The sequence below is a fragment of the Streptomyces yunnanensis genome (assembly GCF_029011865.1).
Lineage (GTDB): Bacteria > Actinomycetota > Actinomycetes > Streptomycetales > Streptomycetaceae > Streptomyces > Streptomyces yunnanensis.
In genome coordinates this window covers 9,178,642-9,192,360 of record NZ_CP095749.1, presented here as the reverse complement: position 1 = coordinate 9,192,360, position 13,719 = coordinate 9,178,642, and the positions used below count along the sequence as shown (strand labels likewise).

Annotated in this window: 13 protein-coding genes; 8 read left to right on the top strand and 5 right to left on the bottom strand. The window is 72.1% G+C overall.

From position 1 onward, the window contains the following. Positions 1 to 29 precede the first annotated feature (29 nt). A complete protein-coding gene (locus MOV08_RS40405) occupies positions 30 to 821 on the top strand; it encodes a GNAT family N-acetyltransferase (RefSeq protein WP_275311158.1) in 792 nt (263 codons plus the stop codon). On the opposite strand, the gene MOV08_RS40400 is transcribed toward MOV08_RS40405, so the two are convergent. Beyond that, positions 794 to 1,774, bottom strand: coding sequence for a GlxA family transcriptional regulator (locus MOV08_RS40400; RefSeq protein WP_039639225.1), 981 nt, complete (start codon positions 1,772 to 1,774; stop codon positions 794 to 796). The genes MOV08_RS40405 and MOV08_RS40400 overlap by 28 nt on opposite strands. Positions 1,775 to 1,964: 190 nt before the next feature. Here MOV08_RS40400 and MOV08_RS40395 point away from each other — a divergent pair, with 190 nt between their 5' ends. The 4 genes from MOV08_RS40395 to MOV08_RS40380 all read left to right on the top strand — a co-directional run bounded on the left by MOV08_RS40395 (position 1,965) and on the right by MOV08_RS40380 (position 4,443). Then, positions 1,965 to 2,636: a DJ-1/PfpI family protein gene (locus MOV08_RS40395; protein WP_275311157.1), complete on the top strand. Its 672-nt coding sequence runs from the start codon at positions 1,965 to 1,967 to the stop codon at positions 2,634 to 2,636. 12 nt (positions 2,637 to 2,648) lie between these two features. Further along, positions 2,649 to 3,131: a hypothetical protein gene (locus MOV08_RS40390; RefSeq protein WP_275311156.1), complete on the top strand. Its 483-nt coding sequence runs from the start codon at positions 2,649 to 2,651 to the stop codon at positions 3,129 to 3,131. 1 nt (position 3,132) lies between these two features. Then, positions 3,133 to 3,417 (top strand): DUF3817 domain-containing protein, encoded by a 285-nt coding sequence (locus tag MOV08_RS40385; RefSeq protein WP_275311154.1) that lies wholly within the window; start codon positions 3,133 to 3,135, stop codon positions 3,415 to 3,417. Between the two features lie 228 nt (positions 3,418 to 3,645). Beyond that, positions 3,646 to 4,443: a DsbA family protein gene (locus MOV08_RS40380; protein ID WP_275311152.1), complete on the top strand. Its 798-nt coding sequence runs from the start codon at positions 3,646 to 3,648 to the stop codon at positions 4,441 to 4,443. A 102-nt stretch (positions 4,444 to 4,545) separates the two neighbouring features. Here MOV08_RS40380 and MOV08_RS40375 read toward each other — a convergent pair whose 3' ends face one another. Continuing rightward, positions 4,546 to 6,150, bottom strand: coding sequence for an ABC-F family ATP-binding cassette domain-containing protein (locus MOV08_RS40375; protein WP_275311150.1), 1,605 nt, complete (start codon positions 6,148 to 6,150; stop codon positions 4,546 to 4,548). Positions 6,151 to 6,294: 144 nt separating this feature from the next. Then, the gene (locus MOV08_RS40370; RefSeq protein ID WP_275311148.1) at positions 6,295 to 7,218 is read right to left on the bottom strand and encodes an LLM class F420-dependent oxidoreductase; all 924 of its coding nucleotides are present in this window, start codon (positions 7,216 to 7,218) and stop codon (positions 6,295 to 6,297) included. A 231-nt stretch (positions 7,219 to 7,449) separates the two neighbouring features. On the opposite strand from MOV08_RS40370, the gene MOV08_RS40365 reads away from it, so the two are divergent. Beyond that, positions 7,450 to 8,007, top strand: coding sequence for a DinB family protein (locus MOV08_RS40365; protein WP_275311147.1), 558 nt, complete (start codon positions 7,450 to 7,452; stop codon positions 8,005 to 8,007). A 77-nt stretch (positions 8,008 to 8,084) separates the two neighbouring features. Here the strand turns inward: MOV08_RS40365 and htpG are convergent, their stop codons facing one another. Then, positions 8,085 to 10,001, bottom strand: coding sequence for a molecular chaperone HtpG (htpG, locus tag MOV08_RS40360; RefSeq protein WP_275311146.1), 1,917 nt, complete (start codon positions 9,999 to 10,001; stop codon positions 8,085 to 8,087). A gap of 211 nt (positions 10,002 to 10,212) precedes the next feature. On the opposite strand from htpG, the gene MOV08_RS40355 reads away from it, so the two are divergent. Beyond that, a complete protein-coding gene (locus MOV08_RS40355; protein WP_039639210.1) occupies positions 10,213 to 11,217 on the top strand; it encodes a YdcF family protein in 1,005 nt (334 codons plus the stop codon). Positions 11,218 to 11,579: 362 nt separating this feature from the next. Continuing rightward, positions 11,580 to 12,701, top strand: a complete 1,122-nt coding sequence (locus tag MOV08_RS40350) for a glycosyltransferase (RefSeq protein ID WP_275311144.1) — start codon at positions 11,580 to 11,582, stop codon at positions 12,699 to 12,701. A 69-nt stretch (positions 12,702 to 12,770) separates the two neighbouring features. On the opposite strand, the gene MOV08_RS40345 is transcribed toward MOV08_RS40350, so the two are convergent. Then, complete coding sequence (locus MOV08_RS40345) at positions 12,771 to 13,682, bottom strand: helix-turn-helix domain-containing protein (RefSeq protein WP_039639207.1); 912 nt, start codon at positions 13,680 to 13,682, stop codon at positions 12,771 to 12,773. Between the last annotated feature and the right edge of the window lie 37 nt (positions 13,683 to 13,719).

Here is a 13,719-nt window from a genome sequence, read left to right as displayed (position 1 = left end):
CAGTTGCCACCGTCCGTACTGTCTCTTGTGTGACGGATATCGACGGCTTGCTCGCGGCCTACGACGAGCAGATGCGGGGAGTGCCGCCCACCCCTCCCATCGGAGTCACCTATGAGCAGGACGGCCCGCTGCTGCGGGTCGTCGGCCAGTTCCGCGGCTTCGTCAGCGCGCCACGGGACCTGGGCGTGGGCGGTGCCGAACTGGACCGGCTGATCGCCCGCCAGCGCGACTGTTTCGCGGCCCGCGGCGAGGCGGTGGAGTGGAAGACCCGCGGGCACGACCTGCCCGCCGACCTCACCGACCGGCTGCGCGCGGCGGGCTTCGTCCCCGAGGAGCGGGAGACCGTCCTCGTCGGCCGGGCCGAGGAGATGGCCGCGGCCCCGGTCCTCCCGGCCGGCGTGGCTCTGCGCCGGGTGACCGCGGACGCCGACATGCACCGCATCGCCGCCATGGAGACGGCCGTCTGGGACCAGGACTGGGGCTGGCTGGCCGACGACCTGATCAGCCGGGTCGCGGCGGCCCCGGACGAGATCACCGTCCTGGTGGCGGAGGCCGGCGGCGAGGTGGTCTGCGCGGCGTGGTCGGTGTTCCGTGCGGGCACCGACTTCGCCGGCCTGTGGGGCGGTTCGACGCTGCCAAAGTGGCGCGGCCGGGGCATCTACCGTGCGCTGGTCGCCACCCGCGCCCAACTCGCCGTCGCCCGCGGCGTGCGGTACCTCCAGGTCGACGCCTCCGACGACAGCGCGCCGATCCTGCGCCGGCTGGGCTTCCACGCGGTGACCACCACCACGCCCTACGTCTGGACGCCGCCCCGGTCCTGAGATGCGGTGGGGCGGCCCTGGAAGGCGGTGCGGTAGGACTGCGGGGTGGTCCCGACCACCCTGCGGAACCGTTCGCGGAAGGCGGTGGGCGAGCCGAACCCGGCCTGGTGGGCGATGCGTTCGACGGGGTGGTCGGTGTTCTCCAGGAGGTACTGGGCCCGGCGCGCCCGGGCCCGGAGCACCCACTGCAACGGGGTGCTGCCGGTCTGCTCGCGGAAGCGGCGACTGAAGGTCCGCTCGCTCATACCGGCGCGGTTCGCCATCGCCTTGAGGGTGATCTCGCGGGCGAGGTGGTCCTCGATCCAGTCGAGGACCGGCTGGAGCGTGGAGCCCTGCGGCACCGGCGGATGCTCGTGGACGATGAACTGCGCCTGGCCGCCCTCCCGTTCCAACGGCATGACGGACATCCGCGCGGCGTCGGCGGCGACCGCCGAGCCGAGGTCGCGCCGGATCATGTGCAGGCACAGGTCCATGCTCGCGGCGGCGCCGGCCGAGGTGAGCAGCTGGCCGTTGTCGACGTAGAGCACATCGGGTTGGACGTCGACGAGCGGGTAGCGGCGGGCGAGTTCGGCCGCCGCGGCCCAGTGCGTGGTGGCGCGCAGACCGTCCAGCAGGCCCGCTTCGGCCAGCACGAAGGCCCCCGCGCACACCGAGGCGATCCGCGTCCCGGCCGCCGCCGCGGCGCGCAGTGCCCGCAGTGCCTCCGGGTGCGGCGCGGGGGCCTGCTCCGAGCAGCCGGGCACGATGACGGTGTCGGCCTCCGCCAGAGCTTCCAGTCCCCACTCGACGTGCAGGGCGAAGCCCTCGGTCCGCACCTGCGGCGAGGGCGCGCAGACCCGCGTCCGGTAGGGGCGGCGTCCGTCGGGCAGCCGGGTGCGGCCGAAGATCTCCAGGGGTGCCGCCATGTCGAACGGCACCACGTGGTCGAGGACGAGAATGGCCACCGTATGCATGGCCACACCATAGAGGGATTCCCGCCATCGATCAGAGTCCCTGGTCACAGGCCATTTCGGCCGCGCAGGTGCGTGTCGTCGGGTTGGCGAGAACCCGTGGAAAGTTGTCATTCCAGCCGCTGTGCGGGCCTCGCCGGCCTTCCTACCGTGGGTCGGGCACTGGTGATCACGACACGAGAAGAGGTACCGCATGCTCGCCCAGTTCGTCCTGTTCGACGGGTTCGACCCGTTGGATGTCGTCGCGCCCTACGAGGTGCTGCACTGCGCCGGTGAACTCACCGCGGGCGCCGTCCGCACCGAGCTGGTCAGCGCCGAGGGGCCGCGGGAGGTCCCCAGCGGATTGGCGGGCGTGTCCCTGCGGGCCGCCGCCGCGCTCGACCCGGAGCGCGCCGACCTCGTGGTCCTGCCCGGCGCGGTGGGCGACCTGCGCGACCCGGCGGGGCTGAGCGAGGAGGAGCGGGCGCGGACCATTGCGGCCCGCCTGCGCCGCACCCTCGACACCGATCTGCCGCGCCTGGTCGGCGCGGCGCTGGCCCGGCCGGACACGCTGGTCGCGACGGTCTGCGGCGGCTCGCTGATCCTGGCCATGGCGGGGCTCACCACGGGGCGTCCGGTCAACACCCACCACATGGGCCGGGAGGTGCTGGCCTCTACCGGCACCGAGCACATCGATGCCCGGGTCGTGGACGACGGCGACCTCGTCACCAGCGGCGGCGTCACCTCCGGTCTCGACCTGGCGCTCCATCTCGTCGAGCGGGAGATCGGCCCCCGGGTGGCACACGCCGTCGAGCGGATCTTCGCCCACGAGCGGCGCGGCACCGTCTGGTCGGCCACCGGTGCCGTCCCGACGCTCGCCCTGTGACGGCGGCGCCCGATGACCAAGATCCTGCTCTCGCTGCACGTCCTGGCCGCCCTCGTCGCGATCGGCCCGGTCACCGTCGCCGCCAGCATGTTCCCACCCGCCGTCCGCCGCGCCGGGGCGGGCGGCCACGGGAGCGCCGGCCGGCCGGAGGCGGTGGGCACCGTGCGGTTGCTGCACCGCATCTGCCGGTTGTACGCCGTGGTCGGCACGGCCGTGCCGGTGTTCGGCTTCGCCACCGCCTCCGCCATGGGAGTCCTCGGTGACGGCTGGCTGCTCACGTCCATCGCCCTGACCGCGGTCGCCACCGGCGTCCTGGTCGTGCTGGTGCTGCCGCGGCAGGACGCGCTGCTGACCGCCCTCGACGGTGCGGAACCGGTGGCCACGGACCGGGCCGCCACATCGCGGCTGGCCATGTTCACCGGCCTGTTCAACCTTCTCTGGGCGACGGTGACCGTCCTCATGATCGTCCGCCCCGGTTCGTCCACAGGAGCATGACGTGCCCGTTCCGCCGCCTCCCCGCCGCCCGCTGCGCACCGCCGCCACGGTCGAACTGATCTCCCTGTGCGTCCTCCTGACCAACCTCGCGACGGCCCATCTGCCGGCCGTCTCCTCGCTCGCCGGCCCGCTCCACGGCTGCGCCTACCTCTTCACCGTCGGAGCCGTCGCCTGCGACCCGCAGCGCACCGCCCGGTCGCTGGTCCTCGCCTGTCTCCCCGGCATCGGCGGGCTGCTCGCCCTGCGCAGGCTCACGCAATCCGCACCGGTCGCCGCCGCGTCCTGACCTTCGGCACGCCTCGCGCGGTCCCGGCCGGGGCGGGCAGCCCCTGTCCCGTCATCGGTGCCGGGACGGGGGTGCCCAGGGCCCCGCCCCCGGAGCAGACAGCGGAAGCTGCCACACTGTGCGGTGCCACAGCTGCCATCCGCTCCGCGCGGGGACGGCTGAGGGCGGCGCGGCACGGCGAACGACGCCGTCGGCGAGCACAGAGATCTGCCTGGTGAAAGGGTGCGCATGGTGGCCTCCGCAGAGAAGAACGACAACGGCAGCGACACGACGAGAAAGGGCTCCCGCGGCAACTGGCGCAACTACGCGGTGACGATCGTCGGCCTGGCCGTGATCTGCGGAGCGGCGACCGTGGTCGGCCAGTACTCCCGCGCCGGCGAGGCGACGACGGTCGAGCCGCCCTCCGGCGCCGTGGGCACGTCCGACGCCACAAAGCTGGACCTGCCGGTCAAGCCGACCGTCCCGGTCACGCTGACGGTGTACGAGGACCCGCGGAGCCCGGAGTCGCGCGCCTTCGCCCAGCAGTACGCCAGCACGTTCTCGCAGCTCCTCGCGTCCGGCCAGGTCGAGATCAACTACCGGCTGGTCACCGGGAGCGACCGGCAGTACGGCGGGACCGGCGCGCAGGAGGCCGCCGAGGCCGCCGCCTGCGCCCAGGACCAGGGCCGCTTCCCCCAGTTCATGGACCAGCTGTGGCAGCACCAGCCGGACCCCAAGACCGATGGCCTGAAGGACCGCAAGCTCCTCAAGCAGATCGCGAAGAAGGCCGGGAAGATCGAGCACGACACCTTCGACCTGTGCCTGGACCGCAACCAGCGCCAGGGATGGGTGAAGAAGTCCCAGGAGACCTACGCCGCCTCGGGGCTGGGGCCGGTCCCGGTCGTGCAGCTCAACGGGCACACCCTCGCCGACCCGGCGACCCAGCTGACGCCGAAGAAGCTCACCGCCCTGGTGACCAAGGAGGCACGTCAGGTGGCGGCCGCGGCGCCGGCCTCGCCCGCGCCCTCCGCCACGCCCACGCCGTGAGGTGAGGGACAGGGAATCCCGGGCCCCGGCCGCCGATGCGGTCCGGGGCCCGTCCCGTTCACACCAGGGGATTACGGGCTGATCGCGACAATTCCGGATCAGTCAGGAAAGGGCCACCAAGTCCCGGTATTCCTCACTCCACAGGTCCTCGTCCGCGTCCGGCAGGAGCAGCACGCGGTCGGGGCGCAGGGCGTCGATGGCGCCCGCGTCATGGGTCACCATCACGATCGCGCCGGGGTAGCAGCCGACCGCGGCCAGCACCTCGTCGCGCGAGGCGGGGTCGAGGTTGTTGGTCGGCTCGTCCAGGAGCAGCACATTGGCCCCGGAGTGGACCAGGCCGGCCAGCGCCAGCCGGGTCTTCTCGCCGCCGGAGAGGACCCCGACCGGTTTGTCGGCGTCGTCCCCGGTGAACAGGAACGCCCCCAGCACGCGCCGGACGTCGTCGTCCGTGAGGTGCGGAGCGGCGGCGGAGAGGTTCTCCCGGACCGTGCGGGCGCCGTCGAGGGTGTCGTGCTCCTGGGCGAAGTAGCCGATCCGCAGTCCCCGACCGTGCACCACCCGACCGGCATCCGGGGCCACCGCGCCGGCGAGGATCCGCAGCAGGGTGGTCTTGCCGGCGCCGTTCAGGCCCAGGATCACCAGGCGGGCGCCCCGGTCCACGGCGAGGTCCACTCCGGTCAGGACCTGGTGGTCGGCGTAGGACTTGGCGAGGCTGATCGCGCCGAGCGGCATCCGGCCGCAGGGCTGCGGTTCGGGCAGCCGGATCCTGGCGACCTTCTCGGTCCGGTGGGCCGGTTCCAGCTCGGCGAGCATGCGGTCGGCCCGGCGGGCCATGCTCCTGGCCATCACGGCGGTCGCCGAACGGGCCTTCATCTTCTCGGCCTGGGTGTGTAGGGCCGCGGCCTTGCGCTCCGCGTTGGCCCGTTCGCGCGTCCGGCGTCGGGCGTCCGCCGCGCGCTGGGCGAGGTACGCGGCCCAGCCGGTGTTGTGGAGGTCGATCGTGGCGCGGGTGGCATCGAGGTGGACGACGCGGTTGACGACGTCCGCGAGCAGGCCGGTGTCGTGGCTGATCACCACCAGGCCGCCCTGGTGAGCGGCGAGGAAGGCGCGGAGCCAGGTGAGGGAGTCGGCGTCGAGGTGGTTGGTGGGCTCGTCCAGCAGCAGCGTGCCGTCGTGTCCGGCGAACAGGATGCGGGCCAGCTCGACGCGGCGCCGCTGGCCGCCGGACAGTGCGCCGACGGGGCCGGTCAGCACCCGCTCGGGCAGGCCCAGCCCCGCGGCCACCCGGGCCGCCTCGGCCTCCGCGCCGTATCCGCCGCCGGCCTGGAAGGCCGCCTCCGCGCGGGCGTAGGCGGCCATCGCCCGCTCCAGCCCGCGGGGGTCGTCGGCGTCGGCCATTGCGGACTCGGCCGCGCGCAGGCGGCGCAGGGCGGTGTCCAGCCCGCGGGCGGCGAGGATCCGGTCCAGGACCGTCCCGGCCGGGTCGGCGGCGCGGGAGTCCTGGGCGAGGTGGCCGACCGGGCCGGTGTGGGTGATGGTCCCGGCGGCGGGCTCGGCCCGTCCCGCGAGCGCGGTCAGCAGAGTGGTCTTGCCCGCGCCGTTGCGGCCGACCAGGCCGATCCGGTCGCCGGGCGAGACGGTGAAGGAAACGTCGGACAGCAGCAGGCGGGCGCCGGCACGCAGCTCGACATCGCGAACGGTGATCATGGGGTAACGCTCCGAAAAAGCACGAGGACACACTTCTGGCGTGGAAGCGGTTCCTCGGCTAGGAAATTCGGGGCGTGGACATGCCGTCACCGTAGCGGTCGGCGCGCGGCCGGCGCATCCGCTTTTCTCCGGCGGGGTCTCCGGTCAGCCCGCCAGGGTGCCCAGGAGCTCCCAGGTGCGACGCCGGTCGGCGTCGCCGGCGACCTCGGTCCCCACGAACACCACCTCCGTCGCCCCGGCGTCCCGGTAGCGCTGCACCTCGGCGGCGACCGCCTTCTCGTCGCCGATCACCGCGACGTCGACGGCCCGCCGGCCGCCGGACAGCTCGATGGACCGGGCGTAGGAGGGGACCTGCTCGTAGAACCTCAGGTTCTCGGCGACCTTGGCCCGGACCGCTTCGACGTCGTCGGTGACCACGCCGTTGACGAGGGCGACGATCCGGGGCGCGGGGCGCCCGGCGGCCTCGGCGGCGGCGGTGACGGCCGGGACGATGTGTTCGGCGAGGGCACGGGGGCCGGCGAGGTACGGCAGGATGCCGTCCGCCAGCTCGCCGCTGACCCGCAGCGCCTGCGGGCCCATCGCGGCGACGAGCAGCGGGACGCCGGACTCCGCGCCCGGCACCCGGGCGGGGACCGGCGTGGTCGCGGTGAGGAGTTCGCCGTGGAAGTCGGCGCTGCCGGTCTCGGTCAACTGCCGCAGTGCGGTGAGGAATTCCCGCAGGTGGGCGATGGGCCGTTCGAAGGGGATACCGAAGCCGCCCTCGGTCAGGAGCTTGGTACCGAGGGCGAGTCCGAGGTGGTAGCGGCCGTGCGTGGCCGCCTGCGCGGTCTGCGCCTGGCTGGAGACGACCAGCGGGTGCCGGCCGAAGACGGGGATGGCGGAGGTCCCGACGTGCAGTCCGGGCACCTCGCGGCCGGCGATCGCGGCGAGCTGGGGCGAGTCCGCACCAAAGGTCTGGCCGAACCAGACGGACCGCAGCCCTGCGGCGGCGGCCTCCCTGGCGAGCTGCACGCTCGCGTCGATCTGGTTGGTGGGGTCGATCGGATTGAGGGCAACTCCAACGGTCATGTCGGTTGGAAACAGCTCAGGTTGGCGTCTGATTCCCGGATATGTGTCACGGGTTTGTGGCGGACGTGTGTCGCACGGAGCGGGAGACGCGCGCGAGGGCCGCCGCACTGCCGCCGCCCCGCGCCTGCGGCAGCCGGAACACTCACGCGTCACGACTAGGACAGAACCTGACCTACTTCGTCCCTAACGTGGTCCTCATCGGCGGAACGAGAACACCGAAAGGCGGAGACCATGACCGACACCGAGGCGTCCACCCGCGACCTGCCCGAGGCCCCGGCCGTCACCGGCGAGCGCGCCGAATGGCTTGAGACGCTGGCCAAGCACCGGCACTTCCTGCGCTTCCCGACCCGTGACCTCACCGACGAGGAGGTCGGGCGGCGCAGCACCGCCAGCGCGTTGTGCCTGGGCGGCCTGATCAAGCACGTCACCGCCGTCGAGCGGCACTGGGTGGACTTCATCCTGCACGGTCCGTCGGCGATGCCGGACTTCACGGCGATGACCGAGGACGACTGGGCCCGCCGGGCGGACCAGTTCCGGATGCTGCCGGGCGAGACGCTGGCCGGTGTGCTGGCCGCATACGAGGAAGTGGCCCGCCGGACCGACGACGTGGTCGTCACCCTGCCCGACCTGAACAGTGCCTGGCCGCTGCCGAAGGCCCCCTGGTTCGAGCCCGGCGCGCAGTGGTCGGCCCGGCGGGTGCTGATGCACATCGTCGCCGAGACCGCGCAGCACGCCGGCCACGCCGACATCATCCGGGAGTCCCTGGACGGCGCCAAGAGCATGGGATAGGCGTCGTCGCATGCGGGAGGGCGTCCGCCGGCAGGCCATCGAGCCCACCGGCGGACGCCCTCATGCGCGGAGCGTGCTCACAGGCTGCGACCCAGGCGGTCCGCCACCGCCTTCACGAAGCGTGCGGGGTCGGCCGGCCGGCCGCCCTCAGCCAAGACGGCCAAGGAGTAGAGCAGTTCGGCGGTCTCGGTGAGCTCGGAGCGGTCCTCGCGCTCCCCGTGCGCCTGGTTCAGGCCCTTCACCAGTTGGTGGGCGGGGTTGAGTTCGAGGATCCGCTTGGTGCGCGGCACCTCCTGCCCCATGGCCCGGTACATGTTCTCCAGCGCCGGCGTCAGGTCGTCCGCGTCCGCGACGATGCAGGCCGGCGACACCGTCAAACGCGACGACAGCCGCACCTCCTTGACGTCCTCGGCCAACTGCTCGGTCATCCAGCCGAGCAGGCCCGCGAACTCCTCGGCCTGCTTCTCCCGCTCGCCCTCGGACTTCTCGTCCCCCTGCGCACCGAGGTCGATCTCCCCCTTGGCGATCGACTGCAGCCGCTTGCCCTGGAACTCGCCCACCACGTCGACCCACACCTCGTCGACGGGGTCCGTGAGCAGCAGCACCTCGATGCCCCGCTCCCGGAACGCCTCCACGTGCGGGGAGTTGTCGATGCTCTGCCGGGACTCGCCGGTGATGTAGTAGACGGCCTCCTGCTCGTCCGGCATCCGCTGTGCGTACTGCTCCAGCGTGACCTGCTCGTCCTCGCCGTGCGTGGTCGCGAACGACGACACCGCGAGCAGCGCGTCACGGTTGTCGGAGTCGGTGACCAGCCCTTCCTTGAGCACCGCGCCGAACTCCCGCCAGAACGTGCCGTAGCGCTCGGCGTCGTCGGCCTTCATGCTCTTGACCGACGCCAGCACCTTCTTCGTCAGCCGCCGCTGCATCATCAGGATGTGCCGGTCCTGCTGCAGGATCTCGCGGGAGACGTTGAGCGAGAGGTCCTGGGCGTCGACCACGCCCTTGACGAAGCGGAGGTACGGCGGCAGCAGCGCCTCGCAGTCGTCCATGATGAACACGCGCTTGACGTACAGCTGGAGCCCGCGCTGGAAGTTCTGCGTGAACAGGTCGTGCGGGGCGTGCGACGGGACGAACAGCAGGGCCTGGTACTCGAACGTCCCCTCTGCCTGCAGCTGGACGGTCTCCAGCGGGTCGCGCCAGTCGTGGCTGATGTGCTTGTACAGCTCGTGGTACTCGTCCTCGGACACCTCGTCGCGCGACCGCGCCCACAGCGCCTTCATCGAGTTCAGCGTCTCGGGCTCGGCCGGCGCGTCCCCCTCGCCCGCGTCCCCCTCGCCCGCGGCCTCCCCGACCAGCTTCACCGGCCAGGTGATGAAGTCCGAGTACCGCTTGACGATCTCCTTGATCTTCCACACCGAGGTGTAGTCGTGCAGCTGGTTGTCGGAGTCGGCCGGCTTGAGGTGCAGCGTCACCGAGGTGCCCTGCGGCGCGTCGTCGACCTCCTGCAGGGTGTACGTGCCCTCGCCGCGGGACGACCAACGGGTGCCCTTCGTCTCGCCCGCACGCCGCGTCACCAGGGTGACCTCGTCCGCCACCATGAAGCCGGAGTAGAAGCCGACGCCGAACTGGCCGATCAGCCCCTCGGCGCCGGCCGCGTCCTTCGCCTCGCGCAGCTCGCGGAGGAATTCGGCCGTGCCCGAGTTGGCGATGGTGCCGATAAGCTGGCCCACCTCGTCGTACGACATCCCGATGCCGTTGTCGCGCACCGTGAGGGTGCGGGCCTCCCTGTCGATCTCAAGCTCGATGTGCAGGTCGGAGACGTCGGCGTCGAGTGCGTCGTCGCGCAGCGCGGCCAGCCGCAGCTTGTCCAGCGCGTCGGAGGCGTTGGAGACGAGCTCGCGGAGAAAGACGTCCTTGTTCGAGTAGATCGAGTGGATCATCAGCTGGAGCAACTGACGGGCCTCTACCTGAAACTCAAACGTTTCGGTCGGCATGTTCGCGATTACCTCACTTGGTCATAGATCGCCGGTCTGATGCGGTCACTGTAATAAGTGCGTCCGCCTGCTGGTCACCGGATGCCCGGGATGGGCACCGATGACCGTTTCCGGGCCGGGCCCGTGCACGGGCGTCACGAGTCGGCGGCAACTGGTCCGCGTCCGGTAACGAAAGGATCATGTACCCACGCACGCTGTCTACGATGCGGGCATGTTGGCCTATGCCCCCGCGATGTTGTTCTTCCTCTTCTTCTGCCTCGGCGTGCGCCGCGACCGCCGGCGGTTCGGCAACGCCGTCCATCTGGGACTGGCCGTGGTCTTCGGGCTGTTGGCGGTCGTCGGCACCCTCGGCCGGTCGCACCCCCTGTGGGGACTGGTCGCCGGCGTGGCCCTGTTCGTACTGCCGGCGCTCGGGACGGTGGTCCTCGCCGGCTTCCTGATCGCCAACGGCGTGACGATGGTGCGCAAAGAGGGCCGCCGCCCGGCCAATCTGCTGTCGCTGCTCGCCGGGCTCGGGATTCTCGGCGTGATCGCGCTGCTGATCGCCGCGGTGGTCCGGCAGACGGCCGGCCTGTTGGTGATCGCTGCGACCACCGTCGGGCTGGTCGGCTATGTGGCGTTCCTCTTCCTCTGCTTCGTGGGATACGCCTTCCTCTACGGGCGGTTGCCGGTGCGGCGGCAGGCCGACTACGTGGTGGTGCTCGGCTCCGGGCTGATCGGCGGGTCGAAGGTGCCGCCGCTGTTGGCGAGCCGGCTGGAGCGGGGGCGCGCGGTGTACGAGCGGCTGGTGGCCCGCGGGTCCGCGCCGCTGCTGCTGACCTCCGGCGGCCAGGGGCCGGACGAGAAGCTTCCGGAGTCGCACGCGATGGCCGACTACCTCGTCGAGCGGGGATTCCCCGCGGACCGGATCGTGCGCGAGGACCGTTCGCGGACCACGGAGGAGAACCTGCGGTTCAGCCGGGCGCTCATGGCGGAGGCGAACCCGGACTACCGGTGCGTGGTGGTCACCAACAACTACCACGCGTTCCGGGCCGCGTTGATGGCCCGGAAGGCCGGCGTCAACGGCCAGGTCGTCGGCTCCCCCACCGCCGCGTACTTCTGGCCGAGCGCGACGATCCGCGAGTTCGCCGCGGTGTTCCTGGCCCACAAGGTGGTCAACCTCGGTGTCTGCCTGCTGCTCGTCCTCGGCGGTGCGCTGATCTGGTGGGTGCGCTGATGTGGTGGGTGCGCTGAGCGGTCGCGTTCCGCCGCGCACCGGTGTGATGCGCCACCTCCGCGCGCACGCGCCGACATCCGGACACAGCACACCTGCCGACAACAAGCCACAGCAGTCCTCAAATGAGGTAAACCGCAGCCGTGCGGCGCACCGTGCTCTAGCGTTCAGCTCCATCACGGAGGCGGTCGCGTACCGGGGGGCCGACCGCGCCGGACATGCGGGACGACCGAGTGGGGGGCCATGGGGTTGTTCGAAGCTGCCGCGTCACGGGGGACCGTGCCTCCCGCCGGACCGGCGGATCCGCCGTGCGGGCCGGAGGCGCACGTGCCGCCGGGAGCCGTCCGCACCGCCGGGGGCGGCCGATGAGGATCACCCATGTCGTCACGCTGGTCAGCCGGGACGGCGCCTACGGCGGTCCGGTGAGCGTGGCCACCGGTCAGCTCGGCGAACTGGCCGCGCGGGGTCACGAGGTCGAGCTGGTCGCGCTGTGGCGGGGCGCGGGACCGCCGCCGGACACCGTGGACGGAGTGCCGCTGCGCGCCCGGCCCGCCCGCACCCTCGTACCGGGGCAGGGCCTCCTCGGCCTGTTCCACCCCGGTCTGCTGCCGCTGCTGTGGCGGCGGGTCGGCCGCGCCGAGGTGCTCCAGCTGCACGCCGGGCGCGGTCTGGTGTCGCTGGCGGCGCTCTCGGTGGCCGTGGCCCGCCACCGGCCGTTCCTGGCGCAGACGCACGGCATGGTGCAGCCCCGTCGAACGGTCCTGGCCAGGCTCTTCGACCGGCTCTACGTCCCCCTGCTGCGGCGGGCGGCCGCGGTGCTGGTGCTGACCGACGAGGAGGAGGCCGGGCTGCGGGAGGTGCTCGGACCGGGCGGACCGCGCCTGGTGCGGCTGCCGAACGGCGTGCGGATCCCGGAGCCCGGCGGTGCCGAGCGGAGCCCTGCCGAGGTGCTGTTCCTGGCACGTCTCCAGGCCCGCAAGCGGCCGGAGGCGTTCGTGCGGATGGCGGCGCTGGTGCACGCCAAGCATCCGGAGGTGTCGTTCGCCGTCTACGGCGCGGACGAGGGGCGGTTGGCCGCGGTCGGGCAGGTGGTGGCCGAGCAGGGGCTGGGCGGGGTGGTGGCGTACGGCGGCGCGCTGGATCACGACGCGGCGGTGCGGCGCCTGGCACGGGCCACCGTGTACGTGCTGCCCGGCGTCGACGAGCCGTTCCCGATGAGCGTGTTGGAGTCGCTGGCCGTGGGCACCCCGGTGGTCTGCACGGAGGGCTGCGGGATCGCCGCCGCGCTGCGCCGGCACGGGGCGGCCGAGGTGACCGACGGGTCGCCGGAACAGCTGGCCGAGGCGGTGCTACGGCTCCTGGACGACGGGGCACTGCGGGAGCACCGGGCGGCGGCCGGACGGACCGCGATCGCCGCGGAGTTCTCCCTGGCGGCGGTGGCCGACCGACTGGAGGAGTGGTACGGCTTCCTGGGCGGGGGCGCATGATGGGGGCGGGCGAGGCGGTGCGGTGCGGTGCGGTTCACCGACTGCGCGGGGCCGTGACCGGTATCCGGCTCAGCCGAGCTGGTCGATCAGCCGGTGCAGGAAGTCGGCGGTCTCCTGTGGCGTGTTGGCCTCGGTGCACAGCCGGTCCATCACGGCCGTGTACTGGTCGACCGACTCCTGCTTGTCGAGGTACAGAGCGCTGGTCAGCTGCTCCAGATAGACCTTGTCGGGCAGTTCCGGTTCGGCGAACCGCAGGATGCTGAACGGCGCGCCGGCCGCCGCGTTGGCCCCCACGCTGAAGGGCGCGATCTGCAGCGTGACGTTCGGCATCTGCACGGCCTTGAGCAGGTGCTGGAGCTGGGCGACCATCACCTCGGTGCCGCCGAACGGCCGGCGCAGCACGGCCTCGTCCACCACCGCCCACAGCCGCGGGGCATCGGTCCTGGTCAGCAGCTTCTGGCGCTCCATCCGCAGCGCGACCAGGCGGTCCACCTTCTCCTGCGGGGCGTTGGGGTAGCCGATACGGGTGACGGCCTGGGCGTACTCCTCGGTCTGGAGCAGGCCGGGCAGGAACTGCACCTGGTAGGTGCGGATCAGCGCGGCGGCCTCCTCCAGGCCGAGGTGGAGTTCGAACCAGTCCTCCAGGACGTCGCTGTACTCGTGCCACCAGCCGGCGGAGTTGGCCTGGTCCGCGAGCTCGAAGTAGTCGTCCCGGCGCTCCGGGGCGAGCACGTGGTACAGCGTCAGCAGATCGACCAAGTCCTGTCTCTTGAAGCCGACTTGTCCTCTTTCGAGTCGGGTGATCTTGGCGTGAGAACCACGGATCGCCTTGCCCGCGTCCTCCCGCGAGATGCCGGCACCCGTGCGCAGCCTCCGGAGCTGGGCCCCCAGCACGATCCGCGCGGCGGTGGGCCCCACCTGCGGCTCCTTCAGGTAACGCGCTATCGACAGCTCGCCGTCCGGCCGCATCATGGCGGTCATCCCAACTCCCGTGAGCGACAGTGTTGATACCTCAAGT

Coding starts and splice junctions, on each gene's coding strand:
- MOV08_RS40355 (WP_039639210.1), top strand. CDS start 10,213: ATGTTGGCCTATGCCCCCGCGATGTTGTTCTTCCTCTTCTTCTGCCTC.
- MOV08_RS40375 (WP_275311150.1), bottom strand. CDS start 6,150: ATGATCACCGTTCGCGATGTCGAGCTGCGTGCCGGCGCCCGCCTGCTG.
- MOV08_RS40345 (WP_039639207.1), bottom strand. CDS start 13,682: ATGACCGCCATGATGCGGCCGGACGGCGAGCTGTCGATAGCGCGTTAC.
- htpG (WP_275311146.1), bottom strand. CDS start 10,001: ATGCCGACCGAAACGTTTGAGTTTCAGGTAGAGGCCCGTCAGTTGCTC.
- MOV08_RS40370 (WP_275311148.1), bottom strand. CDS start 7,218: ATGACCGTTGGAGTTGCCCTCAATCCGATCGACCCCACCAACCAGATC.
- MOV08_RS40350 (WP_275311144.1), top strand. CDS start 11,580: ATGAGGATCACCCATGTCGTCACGCTGGTCAGCCGGGACGGCGCCTAC.
- MOV08_RS40400 (WP_039639225.1), bottom strand. CDS start 1,774: ATGCATACGGTGGCCATTCTCGTCCTCGACCACGTGGTGCCGTTCGAC.
- MOV08_RS40365 (WP_275311147.1), top strand. CDS start 7,450: ATGACCGACACCGAGGCGTCCACCCGCGACCTGCCCGAGGCCCCGGCC.
- MOV08_RS40395 (WP_275311157.1), top strand. CDS start 1,965: ATGCTCGCCCAGTTCGTCCTGTTCGACGGGTTCGACCCGTTGGATGTC.
- MOV08_RS40390 (WP_275311156.1), top strand. CDS start 2,649: ATGACCAAGATCCTGCTCTCGCTGCACGTCCTGGCCGCCCTCGTCGCG.
- MOV08_RS40380 (WP_275311152.1), top strand. CDS start 3,646: ATGGTGGCCTCCGCAGAGAAGAACGACAACGGCAGCGACACGACGAGA.